The 21604-nt window shown below is 70.0% G+C and carries 20 protein-coding genes; 8 read left to right on the top strand and 12 right to left on the bottom strand.

What is annotated here, in order from left to right; all coding sequences use genetic code 11:
* Positions 1–12 precede the first annotated feature (12 nt).
* The 4 genes from lipA to sucB all read right to left on the bottom strand — a co-directional run bounded on the left by lipA (position 13) and on the right by sucB (position 4468).
* Positions 13–954 carry a lipoyl synthase gene (gene lipA, locus ACZYVJ_RS04270; protein ID WP_463829881.1) on the bottom strand — a complete coding sequence of 314 codons (942 nt, stop codon included), beginning with the start codon at positions 952–954 and terminating at the stop codon, positions 13–15.
* Positions 951–1652, bottom strand: a complete 702-nt coding sequence (gene lipB, locus ACZYVJ_RS04265; protein WP_463829880.1) for a lipoyl(octanoyl) transferase LipB — start codon at positions 1650–1652, stop codon at positions 951–953. The genes lipA and lipB overlap by 4 nt, the downstream gene beginning before the upstream one ends.
* Before the next feature lie 70 nt (positions 1653–1722).
* Positions 1723–2646, bottom strand: a complete 924-nt coding sequence (locus tag ACZYVJ_RS04260; RefSeq protein ID WP_463829879.1) for a TIGR01777 family oxidoreductase — start codon at positions 2644–2646, stop codon at positions 1723–1725.
* 16 nt (positions 2647–2662) lie between these two features.
* Complete coding sequence (gene sucB / locus ACZYVJ_RS04255) at positions 2663–4468, bottom strand: 2-oxoglutarate dehydrogenase, E2 component, dihydrolipoamide succinyltransferase (RefSeq protein ID WP_463829878.1); 1806 nt, start codon at positions 4466–4468, stop codon at positions 2663–2665.
* Between the two features lie 194 nt (positions 4469–4662).
* Here sucB and ACZYVJ_RS04250 point away from each other — a divergent pair, with 194 nt between their 5' ends.
* Positions 4663–6441 carry an SDR family oxidoreductase gene (locus tag ACZYVJ_RS04250; protein WP_463829877.1) on the top strand — a complete coding sequence of 593 codons (1779 nt, stop codon included), beginning with the start codon at positions 4663–4665 and terminating at the stop codon, positions 6439–6441.
* A 6-nt stretch (positions 6442–6447) separates the two neighbouring features.
* Here ACZYVJ_RS04250 and ACZYVJ_RS04245 read toward each other — a convergent pair whose 3' ends face one another.
* Positions 6448–6789, bottom strand: a complete 342-nt coding sequence (locus ACZYVJ_RS04245) for an aminopeptidase (protein WP_463829876.1) — start codon at positions 6787–6789, stop codon at positions 6448–6450.
* Positions 6790–6932: 143 nt separating this feature from the next.
* Between ACZYVJ_RS04245 and ACZYVJ_RS04240 the strand changes: the two genes are divergently transcribed.
* Complete coding sequence (locus ACZYVJ_RS04240; RefSeq protein WP_463829875.1) at positions 6933–7382, top strand: SRPBCC family protein; 450 nt, start codon at positions 6933–6935, stop codon at positions 7380–7382.
* Positions 7379–8974 carry a phytoene desaturase family protein gene (locus ACZYVJ_RS04235; protein WP_463829874.1) on the top strand — a complete coding sequence of 532 codons (1596 nt, stop codon included), beginning with the start codon at positions 7379–7381 and terminating at the stop codon, positions 8972–8974. The genes ACZYVJ_RS04240 and ACZYVJ_RS04235 overlap by 4 nt, the downstream gene beginning before the upstream one ends.
* Here the strand turns inward: ACZYVJ_RS04235 and ACZYVJ_RS04230 are convergent.
* Entirely contained in the window at positions 8971–10518 is a 1548-nt protein-coding gene (locus ACZYVJ_RS04230; protein ID WP_463829873.1) for a leucyl aminopeptidase, read from the bottom strand. The genes ACZYVJ_RS04235 and ACZYVJ_RS04230 overlap by 4 nt on opposite strands.
* A 50-nt stretch (positions 10519–10568) precedes the next feature.
* On the opposite strand from ACZYVJ_RS04230, the gene gcvT reads away from it, so the two are divergent.
* A complete protein-coding gene (gene gcvT, locus ACZYVJ_RS04225) occupies positions 10569–11672 on the top strand; it encodes a glycine cleavage system aminomethyltransferase GcvT (protein WP_463829872.1) in 1104 nt (367 codons plus the stop codon).
* A 55-nt stretch (positions 11673–11727) separates the two neighbouring features.
* Positions 11728–12837, top strand: a complete 1110-nt coding sequence (locus ACZYVJ_RS04220) for a branched-chain amino acid aminotransferase (protein WP_463829871.1) — start codon at positions 11728–11730, stop codon at positions 12835–12837.
* 70 nt (positions 12838–12907) lie between these two features.
* Here the strand turns inward: ACZYVJ_RS04220 and ACZYVJ_RS04215 are convergent, their stop codons facing one another.
* From ACZYVJ_RS04215 to ACZYVJ_RS04200, 4 genes are read right to left on the bottom strand one after another with little or no spacing between them, the layout of a single operon-like run.
* Positions 12908–13666 carry an adenosylcobinamide-GDP ribazoletransferase gene (locus tag ACZYVJ_RS04215; protein ID WP_463829870.1) on the bottom strand — a complete coding sequence of 253 codons (759 nt, stop codon included), beginning with the start codon at positions 13664–13666 and terminating at the stop codon, positions 12908–12910.
* Positions 13663–14727 carry a nicotinate-nucleotide--dimethylbenzimidazole phosphoribosyltransferase gene (cobT, locus tag ACZYVJ_RS04210; RefSeq protein ID WP_463832833.1) on the bottom strand — a complete coding sequence of 355 codons (1065 nt, stop codon included), beginning with the start codon at positions 14725–14727 and terminating at the stop codon, positions 13663–13665. The genes ACZYVJ_RS04215 and cobT overlap by 4 nt, the downstream gene beginning before the upstream one ends.
* Complete coding sequence (locus ACZYVJ_RS04205; RefSeq protein ID WP_463829869.1) at positions 14724–15260, bottom strand: bifunctional adenosylcobinamide kinase/adenosylcobinamide-phosphate guanylyltransferase; 537 nt, start codon at positions 15258–15260, stop codon at positions 14724–14726. The genes cobT and ACZYVJ_RS04205 overlap by 4 nt, the downstream gene beginning before the upstream one ends.
* Before the next feature lie 27 nt (positions 15261–15287).
* Entirely contained in the window at positions 15288–15980 is a 693-nt protein-coding gene (locus tag ACZYVJ_RS04200) for a DUF3043 domain-containing protein (protein ID WP_463829868.1), read from the bottom strand.
* Between the two features lie 191 nt (positions 15981–16171).
* Between ACZYVJ_RS04200 and ACZYVJ_RS04195 the strand changes: the two genes are divergently transcribed.
* Both ACZYVJ_RS04195 and ACZYVJ_RS04190 read left to right on the top strand, forming a co-directional pair.
* The gene (locus ACZYVJ_RS04195) at positions 16172–17248 is read left to right on the top strand and encodes a glycerate kinase family protein (RefSeq protein ID WP_463829867.1); all 1077 of its coding nucleotides are present in this window, start codon (positions 16172–16174) and stop codon (positions 17246–17248) included.
* 96 nt (positions 17249–17344) lie between these two features.
* Entirely contained in the window at positions 17345–17704 is a 360-nt protein-coding gene (locus tag ACZYVJ_RS04190) for a HesB/IscA family protein (protein ID WP_463829866.1), read from the top strand.
* Positions 17705–17762: 58 nt separating this feature from the next.
* On the opposite strand, the gene ACZYVJ_RS04185 is transcribed toward ACZYVJ_RS04190, so the two are convergent.
* Complete coding sequence (locus ACZYVJ_RS04185; RefSeq protein WP_463829865.1) at positions 17763–18455, bottom strand: Rv0361 family membrane protein; 693 nt, start codon at positions 18453–18455, stop codon at positions 17763–17765.
* 184 nt (positions 18456–18639) lie between these two features.
* On the opposite strand from ACZYVJ_RS04185, the gene ACZYVJ_RS04180 reads away from it, so the two are divergent.
* The gene (locus ACZYVJ_RS04180; RefSeq protein WP_463829864.1) at positions 18640–19611 is read left to right on the top strand and encodes a carbohydrate kinase family protein; all 972 of its coding nucleotides are present in this window, start codon (positions 18640–18642) and stop codon (positions 19609–19611) included.
* A gap of 12 nt (positions 19612–19623) precedes the next feature.
* Here ACZYVJ_RS04180 and asnB read toward each other — a convergent pair whose 3' ends face one another.
* Complete coding sequence (asnB, locus tag ACZYVJ_RS04175) at positions 19624–21582, bottom strand: asparagine synthase (glutamine-hydrolyzing) (RefSeq protein WP_463829863.1); 1959 nt, start codon at positions 21580–21582, stop codon at positions 19624–19626.
* Positions 21583–21604 lie beyond the last annotated feature (22 nt).

The raw sequence follows: 21604 nt of genomic DNA, 5'->3' as shown, positions 1-21604 counted from the left end.
GGCCGAGCGCCGCTACCGTGCCGCGGCATCATCGAGCCGGCTGCGGGCGGCCTGCTCGTAGAGCCGTCCCGCGCGATAGGACGAGCGCACCAGCGGTCCGGCCAGCACCCCGGCGAAGCCCAGCTGTTCGGCATGCTGGGCGAACTCGACGAATTCCTCCGGCTTCACCCAGCGCTCGACGGGGTGGTGACGCGCCGAGGGGCGCAGGTACTGGGTGATGGTGATGATGTCGCAGCCGGCGTCGTGCAGGTCGGCCAGGGCGGTGCGTACCTCGTCGGGGGTCTCGCCCATGCCGAGGATGAGGTTGCTCTTGGTGACGAGCCCGAAGTCGCGCGCGGCGGTCAGCACGTCGAGGCTGCGCTGGTAGGTGAAGGCGGGCCGGATCCGTTTGAAGATGCGCGGCACGGTTTCGACGTTGTGCGCCAACACTTCCGGGCGCGACTCGAACACCTCGGCCAGCCGGGTGGGCTTGCCGTTGAAGTCGGGGATCAACAGCTCGACGCCGGTCGACGGGTTGAGTTCCTTGATGGCGCGCACGGTCTCGGCGTACAGCCACGCACCGCCGTCGGGCAGGTCGTCGCGGGCCACCCCGGTGACCGTGGCGTAGCGCAGTCCCATCGTGCGCACGCTGTCGGCGACCCGTCGCGGCTCGTCGCGATCCAGCTCGGCGGGCTTCCCCGTGTCGATCTGGCAGAAGTCGCAGCGGCGGGTGCACTGGTCGCCACCGATCAGGAAGGTGGCCTCGCGGTCCTCCCAGCATTCGAAGATGTTGGGGCAGCCGGCTTCTTCGCAGACCGTGTGCAGCCCCTCGCGCCGGACCAGGCTCTTGAGCTGGGTGTACTCCGGGCCCATCTTGGCCCGCACCCTGATCCACGGCGGTTTGCGCTCGATCGGGGTTTCGGCGTTGCGCACTTCCAGGCGCAACAGCTTGCGTCCTTCCGGTGCGACAGTCACATCGCTGATGCTACGCGGGCGGCGGCCGCGTGATCCTGCACCGGGAGCACGCCGTCCAGGGCGTCGCAGACGGCGTCGCCGACCGAAGTCTGGACGTCCTCGACCGACACCTGGCGGCGCAGCTCGGCCGACAGCGACGTCACGCCGGCGTCACTGATGCCGCACGGCACGATCGCGCCGAAGGCGTCCAGGTCGCAGTCGCAGTTGAGGGCGAACCCGTGCAGGGTGGTCGCCCGCGACACCCGGACGCCGATCGCCGCGACCTTGCGGTCGGGGCGGCCGCCGGTGCCCGGCACCCACACCCCGGACCGGCCCGGCACCCGGACCGCGTCCACACCCAGGTCGGCGCAGACCTTGAGCAGCGCCTCTTCCAGCCGCCGCACGTAGTTCACCACGTCGAGCGGTTCGACCAGGCCGATGATCGGATACCCGACCAGCTGGCCGGGACCATGCCAGGTGATCTTGCCGCCGCGGTCGGTGTCGACGACGGGTGTGCCGTCGACCGGCCGTTCGTGCGGCTCGGTGCGCCGGCCCGCCGTGTACACCGCGGGGTGCTCCAGCAGCAGTAGCGTGTCGCTGCCACCGGCCACCCGGGCGTCGGCCAGGTCGCGTTGTTGCTGCCAGGCCACGCGGTAGTCGACGATGCCGAGCTGGCGGACGTCGATCAGGGCTTGGCTCGACCGGATGGAATCGATCACGTTCGCGACGGTACTCGGCTCGGGCCGGCCGGGCGACGCCGCGGTCTGTGCGATCGCGTGGCGATTGCCGCTAGTCGTGGTCGCGCCGGGCCGTGGCGTAGGCGAGCGCCTCGCCAACGGTGTTGTGGTGGAAGACGAAACCGGCGCGCTCGAGCGCGGACGGGATGGCGCGCTGCCCCATCAGCAGGCCCTCGTCGGCGAACTCGCCCAGCGCGGCCCGGAGGGCGAAACCGGGCATCATCAACGGGGTCGGCCGGTTGACCGCCCGCCCGAAGGCCGTGGTGAATTCGGCGTTGGTAACCGGCGCGGGCCCCGTCATGTTCACCGGGCCGGACAGCTCGGGGTCGAAAATCGCGAACAACAACGCGCGCACTTCGTCTTCCAGCGTGATCCACGACATGTATTGCCGCCCGCCACCCAGCCGGGCGCCGAGGCCGGCGCGGAACACCGGTCGCAACCGGCCCAACGCGCCGCCGGCGGGGGAGAACACCAGCCCGGTGCGGGCCAGCACCACCCGGACGCCGCCGTACTGGGCGGGCAGCGTGGCCGCTTCCCAGTCCTCGCACAGCCGGGCCAGGAAACCCGTTCCCGCACGGTCGTTTTCATCGACCACGCGGTCCTTGGTGTTGCCGTAAAAGCCCACCGCACTGGCGTTGACCATGGTCGCCACACCCGCGTCGGCGACCGCATGCGCGAGGACTTCGGTGGGGGCAATGCGACTGTCGCGCAAGCTCTGCTTGAAGGCGCCCGACCACCGCCGCTTGCCGATGTTGACGCCGCACAGGTTGACGACGGCGTCGACGTCGACGAGCGTGTCGGGATCGAGATCGCCGGTCTCGGGATTCCAGTGCAGCTCATCGGCGTTCGCTGGGGCCCGGCGCACGATGCGCAGCACCCGGTGATCGGCGGCGCGCAGCGCCGCGGCCAGGGCCGAGCCGATCAGTCCGGACGAACCCGCAATCGCGATGACGGAATTCTGACCAGCGCGAGCCACGTTCGCATGTCCTTCTTTACAGGCCGAGGTCGGCCTCGAAGGCTCCCTCTTCCAGCCGGTGCTTGATGGTGGTCAGGAAGCGGCCGGCGTCCGCGCCGTCGATCAGCCGGTGGTCATAGGTCAGTGGGAGATAGCAGATCGACCGGACGCCGATCGATTCGTTGCCGCTGTCGTCGACCACGACCCGCGGCCGCTTGACGATCGCGCCGGTGCCCAGCATGGCGGCCTGCGGCGGAACCAGGATCGGGGTGTCGAACAGCGCACCCTGGCTGCCGATGTTGGTGATGGTAAAGGTGCCGCCGGACAGCTCGTCGGGCTTCAGGTTGCCCGACCGGGCGCGCGCGGCGATGTCGGCGATCGCCCTGGCCAGCCCGGCCAGGGACAGGTCGCCCGCGTTGTGCACGACGGGCGAGAGCAGGCCCTGTTCGGTGTCGACCGCGAAGCCGAGGTGCTCGGCGTCGTAGTAGGTGATCTCCTTGGTGTCCTCGTTGTAGCTCGCGTTGACGTTGGGATGGATCTTCAGCGCGTCGATCACCGCGCGGGCGATGAACGGCAGGAAGGTCAGGTTCACCCCCTCGCGCTCGGCGAACGCCGCCTTGGCCCTGGCCCGCAACCCGACCAGCCTGGTCATGTCGACCTCGTGGGTCTGGGTGAGTTGGGCTGTGGCCTGAAGGGATTCGCGGGTCTTGTTCGCGGTGATCTGACGGATCCGGCTGGCCTTCTGGGTGGTGCCCCGCAGGTGCGCCAGTGCGGGAGCCGGGGAGGGCGCCGCGGCGGCCTTGGGGGCCGCGGCCGCGGGGGCCGGCGCGGCGGCGGGCGCCTTGGCGGCCTGTTGCTTCTGCTCGGCGGCGGCTAGCACGTCTTGCTTGCGGATGCGCCCGCCCACACCGGTGCCCGTGATCGAGTTCAGGTCGATGTTGTTTTCGGCGGCCAGCTTTCGCACCAGCGGCGTCACGTACGGCGCCCCGTCGGCAGCCGGGCCGGCCGGCTGGGCCTGCGCCGGTTGGGCTTTCGGCTGCGGCGCGGGCTTGGGCTGCGGCGCGGGGGCCGGCGTGGGTTCGGGCTTGGGCTGCGCCTGGGGCTGGGGCTGGGGCGCCGGCTCCGGCTTGGGCTCGGGCGCGGGAGGGGGCGGGGGTTGGGGAGCGGCGGGAGCCGCGGGCGCGGCGGCCTCGGATCCGGCGCCGATGCGCGCCAGCTCGCCGCCGACCGGCACGGTGGCGTCTTCCTCGGCGGTGATGCTGATCAGGACACCGGCCACCGGCGACGGGATCTCGGTGTCGACCTTGTCGGTGGACACCTCGACCAGCGCGTCGTCGACCTGCACCGAGTCGCCGACCCGCTTGAGCCAGCGGGTCACGGTGCCCTCGGTCACCGACTCGCCGAGCTCGGGCATCAACACCGGGGTCGCGTCGCCGCCACCGGAACTCTGCTGGACTGGCGCGGGCGCGGGCTGCGGCTGGGCCTGGGGTTGCGGCTCCGGTTCGGGCTCGGGCTGCTCGGGAGCCGGGGGCTGCGCCTGCGGCTCCGGCTGGCTCGGCGCAGGCGCGGCCGGCTGCGAGTCGCCACCTGCCCCGCCACCCTCGGAGGCGTCGCCGATGACGGCCAGCTCGCCGCCGACCTCGACGGTGTCGTCCTCCTGGGCGACGATCTTGGTCAGCACACCGGCGGCCGGCGACGGAATTTCGGTATCGACCTTGTCGGTGGACACCTCGACGAGCGGTTCGTCGAGTTCGACCGTGTCGCCTTCCTGTTTGAGCCAGCGGGTGACCGTCCCCTCGGTGACGCTCTCACCGAGTGCCGGCATCTGGACGGAGAAGGCCATCTTTTTGACTCCTCGATCGCTCGTGGGTCGGGGCGGGTCGATCAGCTCTTGCGGAAGGCGAAGCAGCAATCCAAAACTATCCTGTCACTGCGCCCTTGTCGGCACGCATCCAGGGCAGATACCCCGCGCCGGGCGGGTGACGCCGATCACGCTTGCTACGGTGTGGCCACTGCAGCCAGAGCGGGGAGGTCCCGATGCCGCCATCACAACAAGCAACCCAGCATTTCGTCGACAGCGCCGACGGCGCCCGCATCGCGGTCTACGAAGAGGGCAACCCTGAGGGCCCCACCGTCGTGCTGGTGCACGGCTTCCCCGACTCGCACGTGCTGTGGGACGGGGTCGTCCCGTTGCTGGCCGAGCGGTTCCGAATCATCCGCTACGACAACCGCGGCGTCGGCCTGTCCTCGGTGCCCAAGCCGGTGTCGGCCTACAGCATGGACCGCTTCGCCGACGACTTCGCCGCCGTGACCGGCGAGCTGAGCCCGGGCCGTCCCGTGCACGTGCTGGCCCACGACTGGGGCTCGGTGGGGGTGTGGCACTACCTGAAGCGTCCCGGCGCCCATGACCGGGTCGCCACGTTCACCTCGGTGTCCGGACCCGCCCAGGACCAGCTGGTCGATTACATCTTCAGCGGCCTGCGGGCCCCGTGGAAGCCGCGGACGTTCGTCCGGGCGATCAGCCAGGCGCTGCGGCTGACCTACATGATCTTCTTGTCGATCCCGGTGCTCGCGCCGTTGTTCCTCCGGCTGACCATGTCGATCCCGGCGCTGCGGCGCAACGCGGTCGACAACATCCCCGTCGAGCAGATCCATCACTCCGCGAAGCTGGCCTCCGACGCGGCCCATTCGGTGAAAACCTATCCCGCCAACTATTTTCGGTCGTTCTCCGGCCGCAAGCAGGGTGTCGCGGTCATCGACGTACCGGTGCAGCTCATCGTCAACACCAAAGACAAGTACGTGCGGCCCTACGGCTACGACCACACCCCGCGCTTCGTGCCGCGGCTGTGGCGCCGCGACATCCAGGCTGGTCACTTCTCGCCGATGTCGCATCCGCAGGTGATGGCGGCGGCCGTGCACGAGTTCGCCGACCTGGCCGAGGGCAGGCAACCGAGCCGCGCGCTGCTGCGCGCGCAGGTGGGGCGTCCCCGCGGGTCGTTCGGCGACACGCTGGTGTCGGTCACCGGAGCCGGCAGCGGGATCGGGCGCGAGACCGCCTTCGCCTTCGCGCGCGAAGGCGCCGAGCTGGTCATCAGCGATATCGACGAGGCGGCGGTGAAGGCCACCGCGGCCGAGATCGCCACCCGGGGCGGCGTCGCGCACGCCTACGTGCTCGACGTGTCGGACGCGCAGGCGGTGGAGGCGTTCGCCGAGCGGGTCAGCAGCGAGCACGGCGTCCCGGACATCGTCGTCAACAACGCCGGCATCGGGCAGGCGGGCGGATTTCTGGACACCCCGCCCGAGCAGTTCGACCGGGTGCTCGACGTGAATCTGGGCGGCGTGGTCAACGGGTGCCGCTCGTTCGCCCGGCGGATGGTGGAGCGCGGCACCGGCGGCTACATCGTCAACGTGTCCTCGATGGCGGCCTACGCCCCGCTGCAGTCGCTGAACGCCTACTGCACGTCCAAGGCGGCGACCTACATGTTCTCCGACTGCCTGCGCGCCGAGCTCGACGCCGCGGGGGTGGGACTCACCACGATCTGCCCCGGCGTCATCGATACGAACATCATCAACACCACCCGGTTCGACGCGCCCGCGGGAAAGCAGCCCGACGACGTCGACGGCCGCCGCGGGCAGCTGGGCAAGATGTTCGCGCTGCGGCACTACGGCCCCGACAAGGTAGCCAACGCGATCCTGTCGTCGGTCAAAAAGAAGAAGCCGATCCGCCCGGTGGCGCCGGAAGCCTATGCGCTGTATGGACTTTCACGCCTGGTGCCGCAGGGGCTGCGCAACGCCGCGCGGATGCGGGTGATCTGAGGCGGGTTAAACGCCCGGTGCCGCCCCGCGACGTCCCGTCAACAAGGTCGCGCCGATCGCGATGACCCCGAGCACCGCCAGCGGTATCGCCCACGCGCGCCGGCCGCCCACCGACGACTGGCACTGCGCGACATAGTCGGTGTGCGGGACGATCTGATTCAGGATCGGGATGTTCGCCCCGTTGCTGTTGTTCGCGCTTTGGGCCGCGGAAAGGTCCGTCGCCACGGCGTTTCCGCAGCCGACCGAATGGCCGTTGCTGTCGGACACCGATACCGGCGCCAGCAGTCCGATGATTCCGGCCAATAGCAGCACGGCGCCCACACCGATGATCAACCGTCGCATCGTCATGGGTTTCGCCTTTCGTCGTCGGGCATTTCGACCGCTAGGGAGATTAACCGCGGGCCATCCCCGGTAAACCCGAGCGCAGGCCGAATAACCCCCCGATTGCCGGGTATCCGCCGCGGTAACCAAGGACATGGAGGGTTTTTGAGGTGATCACTGCAACACGTGAGGTGCCCGAGTCGTGTGAGCGGGTGTGGGAGGTACTGGCCCAGGGGTGGACCTACACCCAGTGGGTGGTGGGAAACAGCCGGATGCGGGCCGTCGATCCGAACTGGCCGGAGCCGGGTTCCTCGATCAGGCACTCGATCGGGATCTGGCCGTTGGTGATCAACGACGCGACCATCGTGGAGGAGAGCGAACCGCCACACAAGCTGGTGCTGCGCGCCCGGCTGGGCCCGCTGGGTGCCGCGCGAATCACCATGCTGCTGCACGAGATTCCGCAGGGCTGCCGGATCGAGATGATCGAGGTGCCCGCTGAGGGCCCGATGGCGGCCGTTCCCGATTCCCTTGCGCTGGCGGCGGCTTACCCGCGCAACAAGGAGTGCCTGTGGCGGCTGGCGGCGTTGTCGGAGCGCCTGGAGCCGAGCCAGGTGAAGTGACCGTTCGTGACAGCGCCGATGCCGTCGTGATCGGCGCGGGGCACCACGGCCTGGTGGCGGCGTCGATTCTGGCCGACGCCGGTTGGGACGTGTTGGTGCTGGAAGCCCAGCCCGAACCGGGCGGGGCGGTGCGCAGTGCCGAGCTGACGCCGGGCTACATCACCGACCTGTTCAGCTCCTACTACCCGATGACGGTGGCGTCCCCGGCGATGGCGGCGCTGCGGTTGGAGGATCACGGGCTGCGGTGGTCGCATGCGCCGACGGTGGTCGGGCACCCGCGCAACGCCGCCGACGACGACCCGCCCATCGTGTACCACGACCCCGCGCAGACGGCAGCGGAATTCGCGCGGCGAACGCCCGCCGACGGCGACAACTGGTGGCGCCTGGTGGAGCTGTGGAACACCATCAAGGGCCCACTGCTCGACGCGATGCTGGCCCCCTTCCCGCCGGTGCGTCCCCTGCTGGGCCTGCTGCGCAGACTCGGCACGCCGGAAGCGGTCCGGGTCGCCCGTCTGCTGGTGCAGCCGGCCAACGCGATGGCGAACCAACTGTTCGACGGCGAGGCGCCGCGAGTGTTGTTGTTGGGCAATGCAATGCACGCCGACGTCCCCCCGGACGCGCCGATCAGCGGCGCCATGGGCTTCCTGATGACGATGCTCGCCCAGGATGGCGGCTGGCCGGTGCCGGTCGGCGGATCGGGCCAGCTCACCGCGGCGCTGGTGAAACGCGCCAGCTCGGCCGGGGCGCGAATCGAATGCAATCAGAACGTTTCTCACATCCACGTGCACGCCGGCCGCGCTGTCGGCGTGGCCACCTCCGAGGGGCGATCGGTGGCCGCCCGCCGCGCGGTGGTGGCCGACGTGACCGCGCCGCGCTTGTTCTGTGACATGCTGCCCGCCGACGCGGTGCCCGAAGCGCTGCGTCGCGACCTCCGGCATTACGAGTGGGACCCGCCGGTGGTGAAGGTCAACTACGCACTGGCAGAGCCGATTCCGTGGCGGGCGAAAAACCTGCGTTCGGTGGGCACCGTGCACCTGGGGGCCGACGGCGATGGACTGATCCGCTGGATGGCGGACCTGAACACCCGGGTGATACCCGAGCATCCGTTCATGTTGTTGGGCCAGACCACCACGGCGGATCCGAGCAGATCGCCGGCCGGCACCGAAAGTGTCTGGGCCTACACGCATTTGCCGCGGAATGTGTCCGACGACGCGTCTGCGGACCGATTGGCGTCGGCGGTGGACCGGGTCATCGAAGAGCATGCACCGGGCTTCGGGTCGGCGGTGATCGGCCGATTCGTGCAACGGCCGTCGGATCTGGAGGCCAACGACGCTAACCTGCATCTCGGGGCGCTGAACGGCGGAACCGCGCAGCTGCAACAGATGTTGGTCTTTCGCCCCGCGCCCGGCATGGGCCGAGCCGAAACACCGGTCGAGCGGCTCTATTTGGGCAGCGCGTCGGCGACGCCGGGTGGCTCGGTGCACGGGGCGTGCGGGCGCAACGCGGCCAACGCCGCGCTGGCCGCCGACGGCGCGACCGGCTGGCCGCGCCGCAAGTTGGGCCGGGCCGTGCTCAAACGGCTGACCGGCTAGCCGTTTTCGGCGATGTCCTCCAGGACCGCGAACATGGTCCGGGTCGGCACGCCGGTGGAACCCTTCGGCGAATAACCCCATGGGCTGCCGGTGTTGTAGGCCGGTCCGGCCACGTCGATGTGCGCCCAACTCACGCCGTCGGCGACGAACTCACGCAGGAACACCCCGGCCACCAGCATGCCTGCGAAGCGCTGCCCGCTGATGTTGGACAGGTCGGCCACCGTGGACTTCAGGTCTTCCTTGAGCTCGTCGGGCAGCGGCATCGGCCAGCCGTTCTCACCGACCTGCTGGGAGATGGACGCGACGCGGTCGCGGAATTCGTCGCTGCCCATCACCCCGGGGATCCGGGCGCCCAGCGCCACCGTCTGCGCGCCGGTCAGGGTGGACGTCTCGATCAGGTAATCGGGGTTGTCCTCGCACGCCCGCACGATTGCGTCGGCCAGGATCAGCCGGCCCTCCGCGTCGGTGTTCTGCACCTCGACCGTGATGCCGCCGTACTGCGTCAGCACGTCACCCGGGCGCTGCGCGGTCGCCGACGGCATGTTCTCGGCCATCGGCACGGTGGCGATCACGTCGATCGGAAGCTTCAGTTGCGCGGCCAGCGCGACGGTCGCGATCACCGCGGCGGCCCCGCCCATGTCCGAGGTCATGTGGTGCATGCCCGCGGCCGGCTTGATCGAGATGCCGCCGGTATCGAAGGTGACGCCCTTGCCGACCAGAGCCACTCGCTTGGCCTGTTTGGATTTCTTGGCCAGCTTGGAACCGCGGTGGATCAGGCGCACCAGCCGCGGCGGCCGCGACGAGCCCTGGCCGACGCCGATGATCCCGCCGTAGCCGCCCTTCTGCAGCGCCTTGTCGTCCAGCACTTCCACCTCGAGGCCGACGGATTCACCCAAAGCCCTTGCGCGCTTGGCGAATTCGGCGGGGAACAGGTGGCTGGGCGGGGTGTTGACGAAGTCGCGTGCGGTGGCGACGGCGGTTGCCACAGCGGCGCCGTGGGCGGCGTCGTTCTTGGCGTCCTTCGCGGTGGCGAGCACCGTGATTTTGCGCAGCCCTTGGTCTTTGGGAGCCGTCTTGTCGCTGCGAAATTCGGTGAACCGGTAGCTGCCCAGGATCAGGCCCTCGACGGCGGCCGAGGCGACGCCCTCACCGGGCAGTTCGGCGAGCGTGGTGATGACCGATTCGGTCTTGCCGAGCGATCGCGCGGCCACACCGGCGGCGCGACGGATGGTGTCGGCCGGCCAGTCGGATCGCGGTTTGCCCAGGCCGATCGTCAGCACGCTGGACACCGGCAGCGATCCCACCACCAGCCGGTGCACCTGCTCGGCGCTACCCGTGGCCTCCAGCGCCTGCAAACCGGACTCGATCTCGGCGACCGCGTCGGAGGACAGGAACGGCTCGGCCGCCGCAACGGCGGCGCCCGGCTTGTCGTCCTCGCCGGTCGAGACGACGGGCACGATCAGCACGGTGGACGCGGCGGCGCGCCGTGGCAGCGAGGAGGCGACGGTGACAGCGGGGGAGGCGTAACCGGGTTCTGTGCTCATCCGCATCACCCTAACGGTCCACCCCGCACAGCTGATTAGGGTGAATAGTCGTGAGCACTGAAGCCGACCTGCTGCGTGGACCATTGGAAGACCGTCACCGGAGCTTGGGGGCCAGTTTCGCCGAGTTCGGGGGCTGGCTGATGCCGGTGTCGTATGCCGGCACCGTCAGCGAGCACAACGCGACGCGCAACGCGGTCGGCCTCTTCGACGTCAGCCACCTGGGCAAGGCGTTGGTCCGCGGGCCGGGGGCGGCGAAGTTCGTCAACTCCGCGCTCACCAACGACTTGAACCGGATCGGGCCCGGCAAGGCGCAATACACGTTGTGCTGCACCGAATCCGGCGGCGTCATCGACGACCTGATCGCCTACTACGTCGACGACGACGAGATGTTTCTGGTGCCCAACGCCGCCAACACCGCCGCCGTGGTCGAGGCGCTGCGGGAGGCCGCCCCGGCCGGGTTGACCATCACCAATCAGCACCGCTCGTTCGCGGTGCTGGCCGTGCAGGGACCGCGGTCCGCGGACGTGCTCGGGCAGCTGGGCCTGCCCACCGAGATGGACTACATGGCGTACGCCGACACCTCGTTCTCCGGCGTACCGGTGCGGGTCTGCCGCACCGGCTACACCGGCGAGCACGGCTACGAGCTGCTGCCGCCGTGGGACTCCGCCGGTGTGGTGTTCGACGCCCTGGCCGAGGCCGTCAGCGCGGCCGGCGGCGAGCCGGCCGGCCTCGGCGCCCGCGACACCCTGCGCACCGAGATGGGCTACCCGTTGCACGGCCACGAACTCGCGCTCGACATCTCCCCGCTGCAGGCCCGCTGCGGCTGGGCGATCGGCTGGAAGAAGGACGCGTTCTTCGGCCGCGACGCCCTGCTGGCCGAGAAGAAGGCCGGCCCGGTGCGGCTGCTGCGCGGGCTGCGGATGGTGGGCCGCGGCGTGCTGCGCCCCGGGCTGACGGTGCTCGCCGGCGACACGCCGGTGGGGGTCACCACCTCGGGCACGTTCTCCCCGACGCTGCAGGCCGGGATCGCTCTGGCGCTCATCGACGCCGACGCCGGAGTCGAGGACGGTCAGGAGATCACCGTCGACGTCCGCGGGCGTCCGGCCGCATGCGAAGTGGTGCGCCCGCCGTTCGTCGCGGTGAAAACCCGCTAGCCGCGCCGCTTGCGCGGGCGAAATCCGATTCGGTAGCCGGATATACAATCGGCCAATGACCAGTGGCTCCCTCGAGTTCACGGTTTCGCGCTCGGCGAGTCCGGCAACCGACGCCGAGCGCGAAACCATCCTGGCCGAGCCGGGTTTCGGCAAGTACTTCACCGATCACATGGTGTCGATCGACTACGACGACGCCGGCGAAGGCTGGCACAACACTCGCGTCATCCCGTACGGCCCCATCGAGCTGGACCCGTCCGCGATCGTGCTGCACTACGCGCAGGAGATCTTCGAGGGGCTCAAGGCGTACCGCTGGGCCGACGGCTCGATCGTGTCGTTTCGCGCCGAGGCCAACGCCGCCCGGCTGCGGTCCTCGGCGCGGCGGCTCGCCATCCCGGAGCTGCCCGAAGAGCTGTTCATGGAGTCGCTGCGCCAGCTGATCGCCGTCGACAACGCCTGGGTTCCGGCGGCCGGCGGCGAGGAGGCGCTGTATCTGCGCCCGTTCGTCATCGCCACCGAGCCCGGGCTGGGCGTGCGGCCGTCCAAGCGGTACCGCTACCTGCTGATCGCCTCGCCGGCCGGCGCCTATTTCAAGGGCGGCATCAGCCCGGTCACCGTCTGGGTGTCGACGGAGTACGTGCGGGCCAGCCCCGGCGGAACCGGCGCGGCCAAGTTCGGCGGCAACTACGCGGCCTCGCTGTCGGCCCAGGCCGAGGCCGCCGCCAACGACTGCGACCAGGTGGTGTGGCTGGACGCCGTCGAGCGGCGCTTCGTCGAAGAGATGGGCGGGATGAACATCTTCTTCGTGTTCGGCAGCGGCGGATCGGCGCGGCTGGTCACACCGGAACTGTCCGGCTCGCTGTTGCCCGGCATCACCCGGAACTCCTTGCTGCAATTGGCCATTGACGCCGGATTCTCCGTCGAGGAACGCAAGATCGATATCGACGAATGGCAGAAGAAGGCCGCCGCCGGGGAGATCACCGAAGTGTTCGCCTGCGGCACCGCCGCGGTCATCACGCCCGTCGCGCACGTGAAATACGGCGACGCCGAATTCACCGTCGCCGATGGCCAGCCCGGCGAGGTGACGATGGCATTGCGGGACACGCTGACCGGGATCCAGCGCGGCACCTTCGCCGACACCCACGGCTGGATGGCCCGGCTGGGCTAGGCCGCCCGACGAATGTGCGGCCAGCTTCACATTCGCACGCGTGTGTGCGCCCTGCCGCACATTCGGCGGCCTAGAACCGCACCACACCCGCGAGTAGCACCGCGGTCACCGTCGTGGTCAGTTCGATCGCCGCGCCCAGCACGTCACCGGTGATGCCGCCGAATCGGCGCACGCAGTGCCGCACCAGGACCGCGCCGCAGCCCAGGCCCAGCAGCACCGCCACCGTCCCCTGCCAGGGCCGCGGTCCGGCCGGCAGCGAGGCGGCCAGCAGCACCGCGACCCAGGCCGCCACCACCGACGTCGCCTGGCTGCCGGCGACGCGGACGCCCAGGACGCTGCCCTCGGCGGCCGGCACCGACCGGTGGCAGGCCAGCACAGCGGTCACCCGGCCCGCGAAAACCGCCACGGCCACCGCGGCCACCCCGGGGAAGACCCGGCCGGTGGCCCCCAGCGCCGAAAACGCCAGTGCCTGCAGCATGATCACCACGACGACGGCGGCGACGCCGAACGGCCCGGTCGACCCCTCACGCATCACCGCCAGCGCCCGCTGCGGCGGTCCATAACAGCCCAGGCCGTCGGCGGTGTCGGCGACGCCGTCGACATGCAGGCCGCGCGTCAGCAGCAGCAACACCGCGACCGCGAGCAGGCCGGGCAACGGGCTGGACCGGCCGAACACGTAAGCCCCACCCCAGGTCACGGCCGCGGCCAGCGCCCCCAACGCCGCGCCCACCACCGGCAGCGCGGTCATGGCGCCGCGGCCCATCGGCGCGTCCCCCGGGACGGGCAGCACCGTACCGAAGGCGAAAGCCGTTGCCAGCGAACGGATCACGAGGGAGGAAGGGGCTGATCGGCGCGGTCGGACACACCGGCCTGAGTGAAGGTCGCCATCGACGACAGGGCGGCCACCGCGGCGCGTAGCACCGGCAGCGCGAGCGCGGCGCCGGTGCCCTCACCCAGCCGCATCCGCAGGTCGAGGATCGGCTCCAGGTCCAGCGCCGTCAGCGCCAACCCGTGGGCGGGCTCGGTGGACCGGTGACCGGCCTGCCACCACAGCCGCGCGCCCGGCGCCAGGTGCTCGGCGACCAGGGCGGCCGCCGTCACCGCCATGCCGTCGAGCAGCAGCGGCGTGCGCCGCACCGCGGCCTGCGCGCAGAACCCGGCCATCGCGGCCAGGTCCGCGCCGCCGGCGCGGCGCAGCAGCGCGACCGGATCGGGCAGCACCGGCCGCGCGCGAAACAGGGCGTCGCGTACCGCGGCCGTCTTGCGGGCCCACCCGGCGTCATCGATCCCGGTCCCGAAGCCCACCGCCACGACCGGCTCGACGTTCGTCAGCGCCGCCACCAATACCGTTGCGGCCGTAGTGTTTCCGATCCCCATGTCGCCGGCGATCAGCAGGTCGGCGCCGGCGTCGACCTCCTCGTCGGCGATGGCGGCGCCTGCGGCGAGCGCCCGCGCGGTCTCGTCGTCGCTCAACGCATCCTCGACCCGGATGTCGCCACTGGAGCGCCGCACCTTGTGCGCGCCGATCCGTTCGGTCAGCGGGTCCGCGTCGACCGCGAGGTCCGCGACCCGCACCGTCGCCCCGGCGATGTCGGCCAGGGCGTTGATCGCCGCCCCGCCGGCATCGAAGTTGGCGACCATTTGCGCCGTCACCTCCGGCGGGTAGGCCGACACCCCCGAGTGGGCGACGCCGTGGTCGCCGGCGAACACCACCACCCGGGCGCGTTCGAATTGCTTTGGCGGACACTGCCCTTGACACGACGCGACCCACACCGACAAATCCTCGAGGCGGCCCAGCGCGCCCCGGGGTTTGGTCAGGGTGTCCTGGCGGGCGCGGGCGGCGGCGGCGACGCCGGCGTCGGGCGGCGAGACGGTGGCGAATTCCATCAGGCCCCCGGCGGTTTGATCGGCACCGGCTGCCCGGCCACCACCAGCACCACCCGGTCGCACAACCGGGCGAGGCGCTGGTTGAGGCTGCCAAGTTCGTCGGCGAACCGGCGTCCGGCGGCGGTGGCGGGCACGACGGTCAGCCCGACCTCCGGGCTGACCAGCACCAGCGGGGAAGGGAAGTCGCCCACCGCGGCCAGTACGTCATCGACGGGAGCCGCCACCGAGCCGCCATCCCAGGCATTGGCGCGGTCCAGCGCGCCGGTCAGCCAGGTGCCCAAGTCGTCGACCAGCGTGGGGGTGCCCGGCGACCGGCGCAATTGCGTTGCGATGTCGTCGGTTTCGATCGTGGACCAGTGTTCGGGCCGGCGGCCGCGATGCTGGGCGATCCGGTGCGCCCAGGCCGCATCGTCGTGACCGGTCGGCCCGGGCGCCAGGTAGTGAACCGCCTGCCCGGCCGGTAACCCGTCGGCGATGGCTTGCTCCGCCCACTGCGATTTGCCTGACCTGATCCCGCCGAGCACCAGGGTGCGCACCGGTGTCAGCCCGCCTTCTGGCGAACTTTAATCGACACTGGCGCCGTGCTTGACCTGGGGCCGCGGCGCGCGCAACCGGCGCATCTGAGACGCCCGGCCGGCGGCGTAAAGGCCTAGCTTCCAACGGCTTTCGGTGTTGTTTGAGAACTTCGCGTCGACCAGCCTGCTGACCTTGCGGCCCAGGATCAGGCCGTCGACGCTCATCACGACCATCAGCACCAGCATTGCCGGCGACACCCACAGCTGCAGCTGCGGCACGCCGAACATGACGAACATCAAGAACAGGGTCGACGGCATGAACAGGCCCAGCAGATTGCGCCGCGAGTCCACCACGTCGCGAACGTAGCGGCGGATGGGGCCCTGGTCGCGTGGCAACAGGTAGCCTTCTTCGCCGGCCATCATCTTTTGCCGGCGATCCGACATGCTGGCGCGGCTGGCCGCCTTGTCCGCTCGGCGCTCCTCGCGGCTGAGCTTGGGACCGGCCAGTGACTTGCGCCGGGCCCGCGCCTCGGAGGCGGTCATCGGCGCGGGCGCGACCGGTCCCTTCCTGGCGCTGCGGCGGGCCTCGTTGCGCTTGGGCGTGGGGCGTCCCTTGGGGCCCGTACGCTGCGCCTCGCGGGTCGCGTCGCCCACGGCGCCAGCAACGCCGGAGCTACCCGCAGTGGCGGCGTTCTCGTCGAGGTCGGTGTCCTGACCCTTCTTACGGCCCAACAGCTTCACAGGGGCCAGGTTACTTCGCGGGCGACGCGCGCCGGAATTCGCCTGGAATGCCTTGCTATTAGACCTGCGTTAGTACCGCACTTGGCCCTACTCTTACACGTGATGAACGGCAGCCTTTGATGGACGACGGGTCGATGGCCTCGGATGATGATGGTCCCGGTCTGGCCCCCGGCCGCCTTCAATTGCCCGCCATGCAACTCCTGGTGGCCCCGGATTGCTACGCCGACAGCATGTCGGCCCTCGAAGCCTCCGCCGCCATCGCGACCGGCTGGACGCGGTCACGCCCCGGCGACCGATTCATCGTCGCCCCGCAATCCGACGGCGGCCCCGGCTTCGTCGAGGTGCTCGCCAGCCGGCTGGGGGAGACGCGGCGCCTGCGGGTGTCCGGACCGCTGAAAGCAATGGTCGAAGCCGATTGGGTGTTCGACCGCGGCTCGGCCACCGCCTACCTGGAGTGCGCGCAGGCGTGCGGCCTGGCGCTGGTCGGCGGACCGCCCACCCCGGAGACCGCCATGGCGTCGCACAGCAAAGGCGTAGGGCAGCTGATCGCCGAGGCGCTGCGGATCGGGGCGACACGCATCGTGGTCGGTCTGGGCGGCAGCGCCTCCACCGACGGCGGGCAGGGCATGATCGCCGAACTCGGCGGCCTGGACACCGCCCGCCGCCAACTGGGCAACGTAGAGTTGATCGCCGCATCCGACACCGAATACCCGCTGCTGGGCCCGTGGGGGGCGGCCCGGGTGTTCGGGCCGCAGAAGGGCGCCGACACGGCCACCGTCGCGGCGCTGGAAGTTCGCCTGCAGGCATGGGCGCTGATCCTCGAAGCGGTAGCCGGACGCGACGTGAGTGCGGAGCCGGGCGCCGCCGCCGCAGGCGGCATCGGCGCCGGGCTGCTGGCTCTCGGCGGCCGCTGCGAGTCCGGGGCGGCCATCATCGCCGAGCACACCCGGCTGTCCGACGACCTGGACACGGCGGACATGATCGTCACCGGTGAGGGCCGGTTCGACGAGCAGTCCCTGCACGGCAAGGTGGTGGGCTTTCTCGCCGACGCGGCCCGGCCGCGGGGGATTCCGGTGGTCGTGCTGGCCGGTCAGGTCGACTTGGACAACGCGACGGTGCGCTCGTCGGGCATCATGGCGGCGTTATCCATCGCCGAGCACGCCGGATCGGTGCGGCTGGCCCAGGCCGACGCGGCCAACCAGCTCATGGGGCTGGCATCCGTAGTTGCGGCGCGACTCGGGAATAGCGGTCCTGCAAGGTACCGTTGATGGGGTGGACTTTCGGGCGGTCCGGATCGCCCGGCGCAAGCCGGCTATTCCGGGCTTGATCGACCCCACCCAACGATGAGGCATGTAGGAGAAGCAATGACGGTGCAAAACGAGTCGAACGCCACGACGACCCACGGCGTGATCCTGACCGACGCCGCCGCCACCAAGGCAAAGTCCCTGCTGGACCAGGAGGGCCGCGACGACCTGGCGCTGCGTATCGCGGTGCAGCCGGGCGGCTGCGCCGGCCTGCGCTACAACCTCTTCTTCGACGACCGGGCGCTGGACGGCGACCTGACCGCGGAGTTCGGCGGTGTGAAGCTGACGGTGGACCGGATGAGTGCGCCCTACGTCGAAGGCGCGTCCATCGACTTCGTGGACACCATCGAGAAGCAGGGCTTCACCATCGACAACCCCAACGCCACCGGCTCGTGCGCCTGCGGCGACTCGTTCAACTGATCGGTTAAATCCCGCGAATCCGTCAGCCGGGCTGTGCAGTCCGGCTGACGGCGTGCGTTCAGTACGAGCCGCCGGTGCGCAGCACGTACGAGCAGACCATGATCTGCCCGCGCTGGAACAGCAACTGCGCGATGCCCTGGACCTGCCCGTGCATCGGACCGCCGCTCACCGGGGACACCCGCATCGTGAACAACGCCTGGGCCTGGTACTGCGACAGGTAGACGATCTTGTCGATCGAGGTCAGCTCGACCTCGGAGAACTGCTTGCGGAACGCGTCACTGCTGAGCTTGGCCAGGGCCTGGTCGGATCGTTTGTCCTGGACGCCGTCGTACAGCCCGCACAGCGCGTTGCGGGCGATCTCGTCGATGTCGCGGCGCTCGAGCGCGTCCAGGTAGCCCTGGATGGCCGTCTTCGCCGCCCCCTCGGAGAACGTGGCGCCGGTGTTGGCCCCGTTGGTGCGCACCCCGTAGACGATGGCCACCGTCAGCACCGCGACGAGCGCGATGGCCAGCACGACGCCGACGATCAGCCCTCGCTTGGACCGTTGCTGCGGGTACGGGATCGCGGCGGGAGGCTGCCCGGCATAATTGGCTGAACCAGGTCCTGCCTGAGGACCTGGGCCGAAGCCCGGGCCACCGGCGTTGGGGTCATCGGGGAACTCGAGTGGCTGGGATTCGTTTGGCGGCTCATGTCCGCTCGGTCCGCCGCTGCCTCCGCCGACGGTGTGGTTCGGCGAGTGCGGACCTGCCATCGTGGTTCTCCTACGGTGGTAGACGGGACTGCAATCGGGTTGCGGCCCGAGCAATGTGATCCCGGCGACTTGAGTGAGTTCCCTAGGGAGGCTAGCGCACGCTCTCGCGCCGAGGAGTGCGCACAGCGACGGTCGAGGCCCGTGAGTAAGCTAGATAACCTTACTAACGAAGGATGGAGTTTTCGTGACGATCGCGGTGACAGGTTCGATTGCGACCGACAATCTGATGCGGTTCCCCGGCCGGTTTTCCGAGCACCTGCTGGCCGAGCACCTGCAAAAGGTGTCCCTGAGTTTTCTGGTTGACGACCTGGTGATTCACCGCGGCGGCGTGGCGGGCAACATCGCCTTTGCCATCGGCGTGCTGGGCGGCGACGTGGCGTTGGTGGGGGCGGCCGGCGACGACTTCGGCGAGTACCGCGAGTGGCTGCAGTCGCACGGCGTCAACTGCGACCACGTGCTGATCTCGCAAACCGCGAAAACCGCACGATTCGTCTGCACCACCGACGAGGACATGGCCCAGATCGCATCCTTCTATCCCGGCGCCATGTCGGAGGCCCGCAACATCAAGCTCGCCGACGTCGCGTCCGCCGGCAAGCCGGACCTGGTGATCATCGGGGCCAATGACCCGGACGCGATGGTGGTGCACACCGAGGAGTGCCGCAAGCTCGGCCTGGCGTTCGCCGCCGACCCTTCCCAGCAGCTGCCCCGGCTGTCCGGCCAGGAGATCGACAAGCTGGTCGACGGCGCGGCCTACCTGTTCACCAACGACTACGAGTGGGAACTGCTGCTCTCCAAGACCGGTTGGTCCGAGGCCGACGTGCAGAAGAAGGTCGACCTGCGGGTGACCACGCTGGGCGCCAAGGGCGTCGACATCGTCGAGCGCGACGGGACCACCACCCACGTCGGCGTGGTGCCCGAGACCAGCCAGACCGACCCCACCGGCGTCGGCGACGCGTTCCGGGCCGGTTTCCTCACCGGCCGCACCGCCGGGCTGAGCCTCGAGCGGTCCGCGCAGCTGGGCTCGCTGGTCGCCGTGCTGGTGCTGGAGTCCACCGGTACCCAGGAGTGGACGTGGGACCCCGCGGTCGCCAAGGCCCGGTTGGCCGACGCCTATGGCGACGAGGCGGCCGCCGAGATCGCCGCCGTCCTGGCCTAGTAGTGCTCGCGGTTACAACTCGACCGGGTAGACCGGCTCGCTGATCTGGGGCACCACGCTGTGCTCGACGAAGATCGCGTGCCAGAGCATGAAGATCAGCAGGGTCCACAGCCGCCGGCTGTGATCGCTGACGCCGTTGCGGTGGTCATCGAGCATCCGGCGCACGGTGGCCAGGTCGACCAGGTGATCGGCCTGCGAGGCGTCCACCGTCGCGTAGGCCCACTCCAGCAGCTCGCCTGCGCGCAGCCAGTGCCGGATCGGCACCGGAAACCCGAGCTTGGGCCGGTGCAGCACGTGCGCCGGAACGATCGGCTCCAGCGCGCGGCGCAGCGCGTACTTCGTCGTCGTGCGGGTGATCTTCGCCTCGACGGGCAACCGGGAGGCGACGGCGAACACCTCGGGATCCAGGAACGGCACCCGGAGCTCCAGCGAGTTGGCCATCGTCATCTTGTCGGCCTTGACCAGGATGTCGCCGCGCAGCCAGGTGAACAGGTCGATGTGCTGCATGCGGGCCACCGGATCCCAGCCCGCCGATTCGGCGTACACCGGCGCGGTGACGTCGGTGTGGGTCCATTCCTCGCGGAACCCGGGCAGTACGTCGCGTAGCTGCGCGTCGGAGAAGCTGCGGGCGTTGCCGTAGTAACGCTCTTCGAGCGTCAGGGAGCCGCGATGCAGCAGGCTCTTGCCCCGCATGCCGTCGGGCAGCGGCTTGCTCATCTTGCCGACCGATCGCCGCAGTGGCCGCGGCAGATAGTCAAAGGGCTTGAGCGATAACGGCTCTCGATAGATCGTGTAGCCACCGAAGAGCTCGTCGGCGCCCTCGCCGGACAGCACCACCTTGACGTGCTTGCGCGCCTCCCGGGCGACGAAGAACAGCGGCACCAGCGCCGGGTCGGCCACCGGCTCGTCGAGATACCAGACGATCTCGGGCAGGGCGGCGACGAATTCGTCGGGCTTGACCACCTTGGCGATGTGGCGGGCGCCGATCGCCTCTGCCGAGGCCACCGCGACGTCGATCTCGGAGAAACCCTCCCGCTCGAAGCCGGTGGTGAACGTGATCAGCCGTGGGTTGTGCCGGATCGCCAGCGCCGCGATGGCGGTCGAGTCGATTCCGCCGGACAGGAACGCCCCGACGGTGACGTCGGCGCGCATGTGCTTGGCCACCGAGTCCTCGAGCACCGCGGTGATCTCGTCGTAGCGGGCCTGTTCGGTGTCGCGGGTGATCGGCACCGCGGCGAACCGCGGCACGAAATACCGGGTGACCTCCGGTTGCAGGAGGTCGGGGCGGATCCGGGCGTAGCAGCCCGATTCCAGCCGGCGCACCCCGCGGTGCAGCGTCTCGGGCTCGGGTACGTACTGCAGGACGGTGTAGTGCTGCACGGCCCGCTCGTCGATCCCGGTGTCGAACCCGATCAGCTTGGTGAGGTCGAGCAGGCACTTCTTCTCACTTGCCACCGCCGTGCCGCCGGTGCCGGTCGCCATGAACAGCGGTTTGATGCCGAAAGGATCACGGGCGCAAAACAAATCGCGGGTGACGGTGTCCCATAGTGCGAACGCGAACATGCCGCGCAGCCGCGTCAAGACGTCGGTGCCCCAGTAGTGATATCCGGCGACGACGGCCTCGCCGTCACCGTCGGTGGCGAAGACGGCGCCATGCCGGCCGGCCAGTTCCTCGCGCAGCTCGAGGTAGTTGTAGATCTCGCCGTTGAACACCAGCACGTAGCGGTCGGGTGCCTCGGGCGGCCCCCAGCGCAGCGGCTGATGCGAATGCGCGATGTCGATGATGGAGAGCCGGTTGAAGCCGAAGACGACGGAGCCGTCGGTGCCGGGGTCCACCCAGGTGCCCGGCTCGTCGGGTCCACGGTGGCGCATCGAATGCGACGCGCGCGCGATGGCATCGTCGGCGCGGGCGGCGGCCGCTTCCTTATCGGAGCCCCCCGGGGCGGCAACGAACGCCAGCAGACCACACACGGCGCCCCAGTATGCCGCACTT

This window comes from Mycobacterium sp. IDUB_3, from assembly GCF_055419585.1.
Note: the sequence above shows the minus strand (reverse complement) of the source record. Positions and strands in the feature narration are given on the sequence as shown.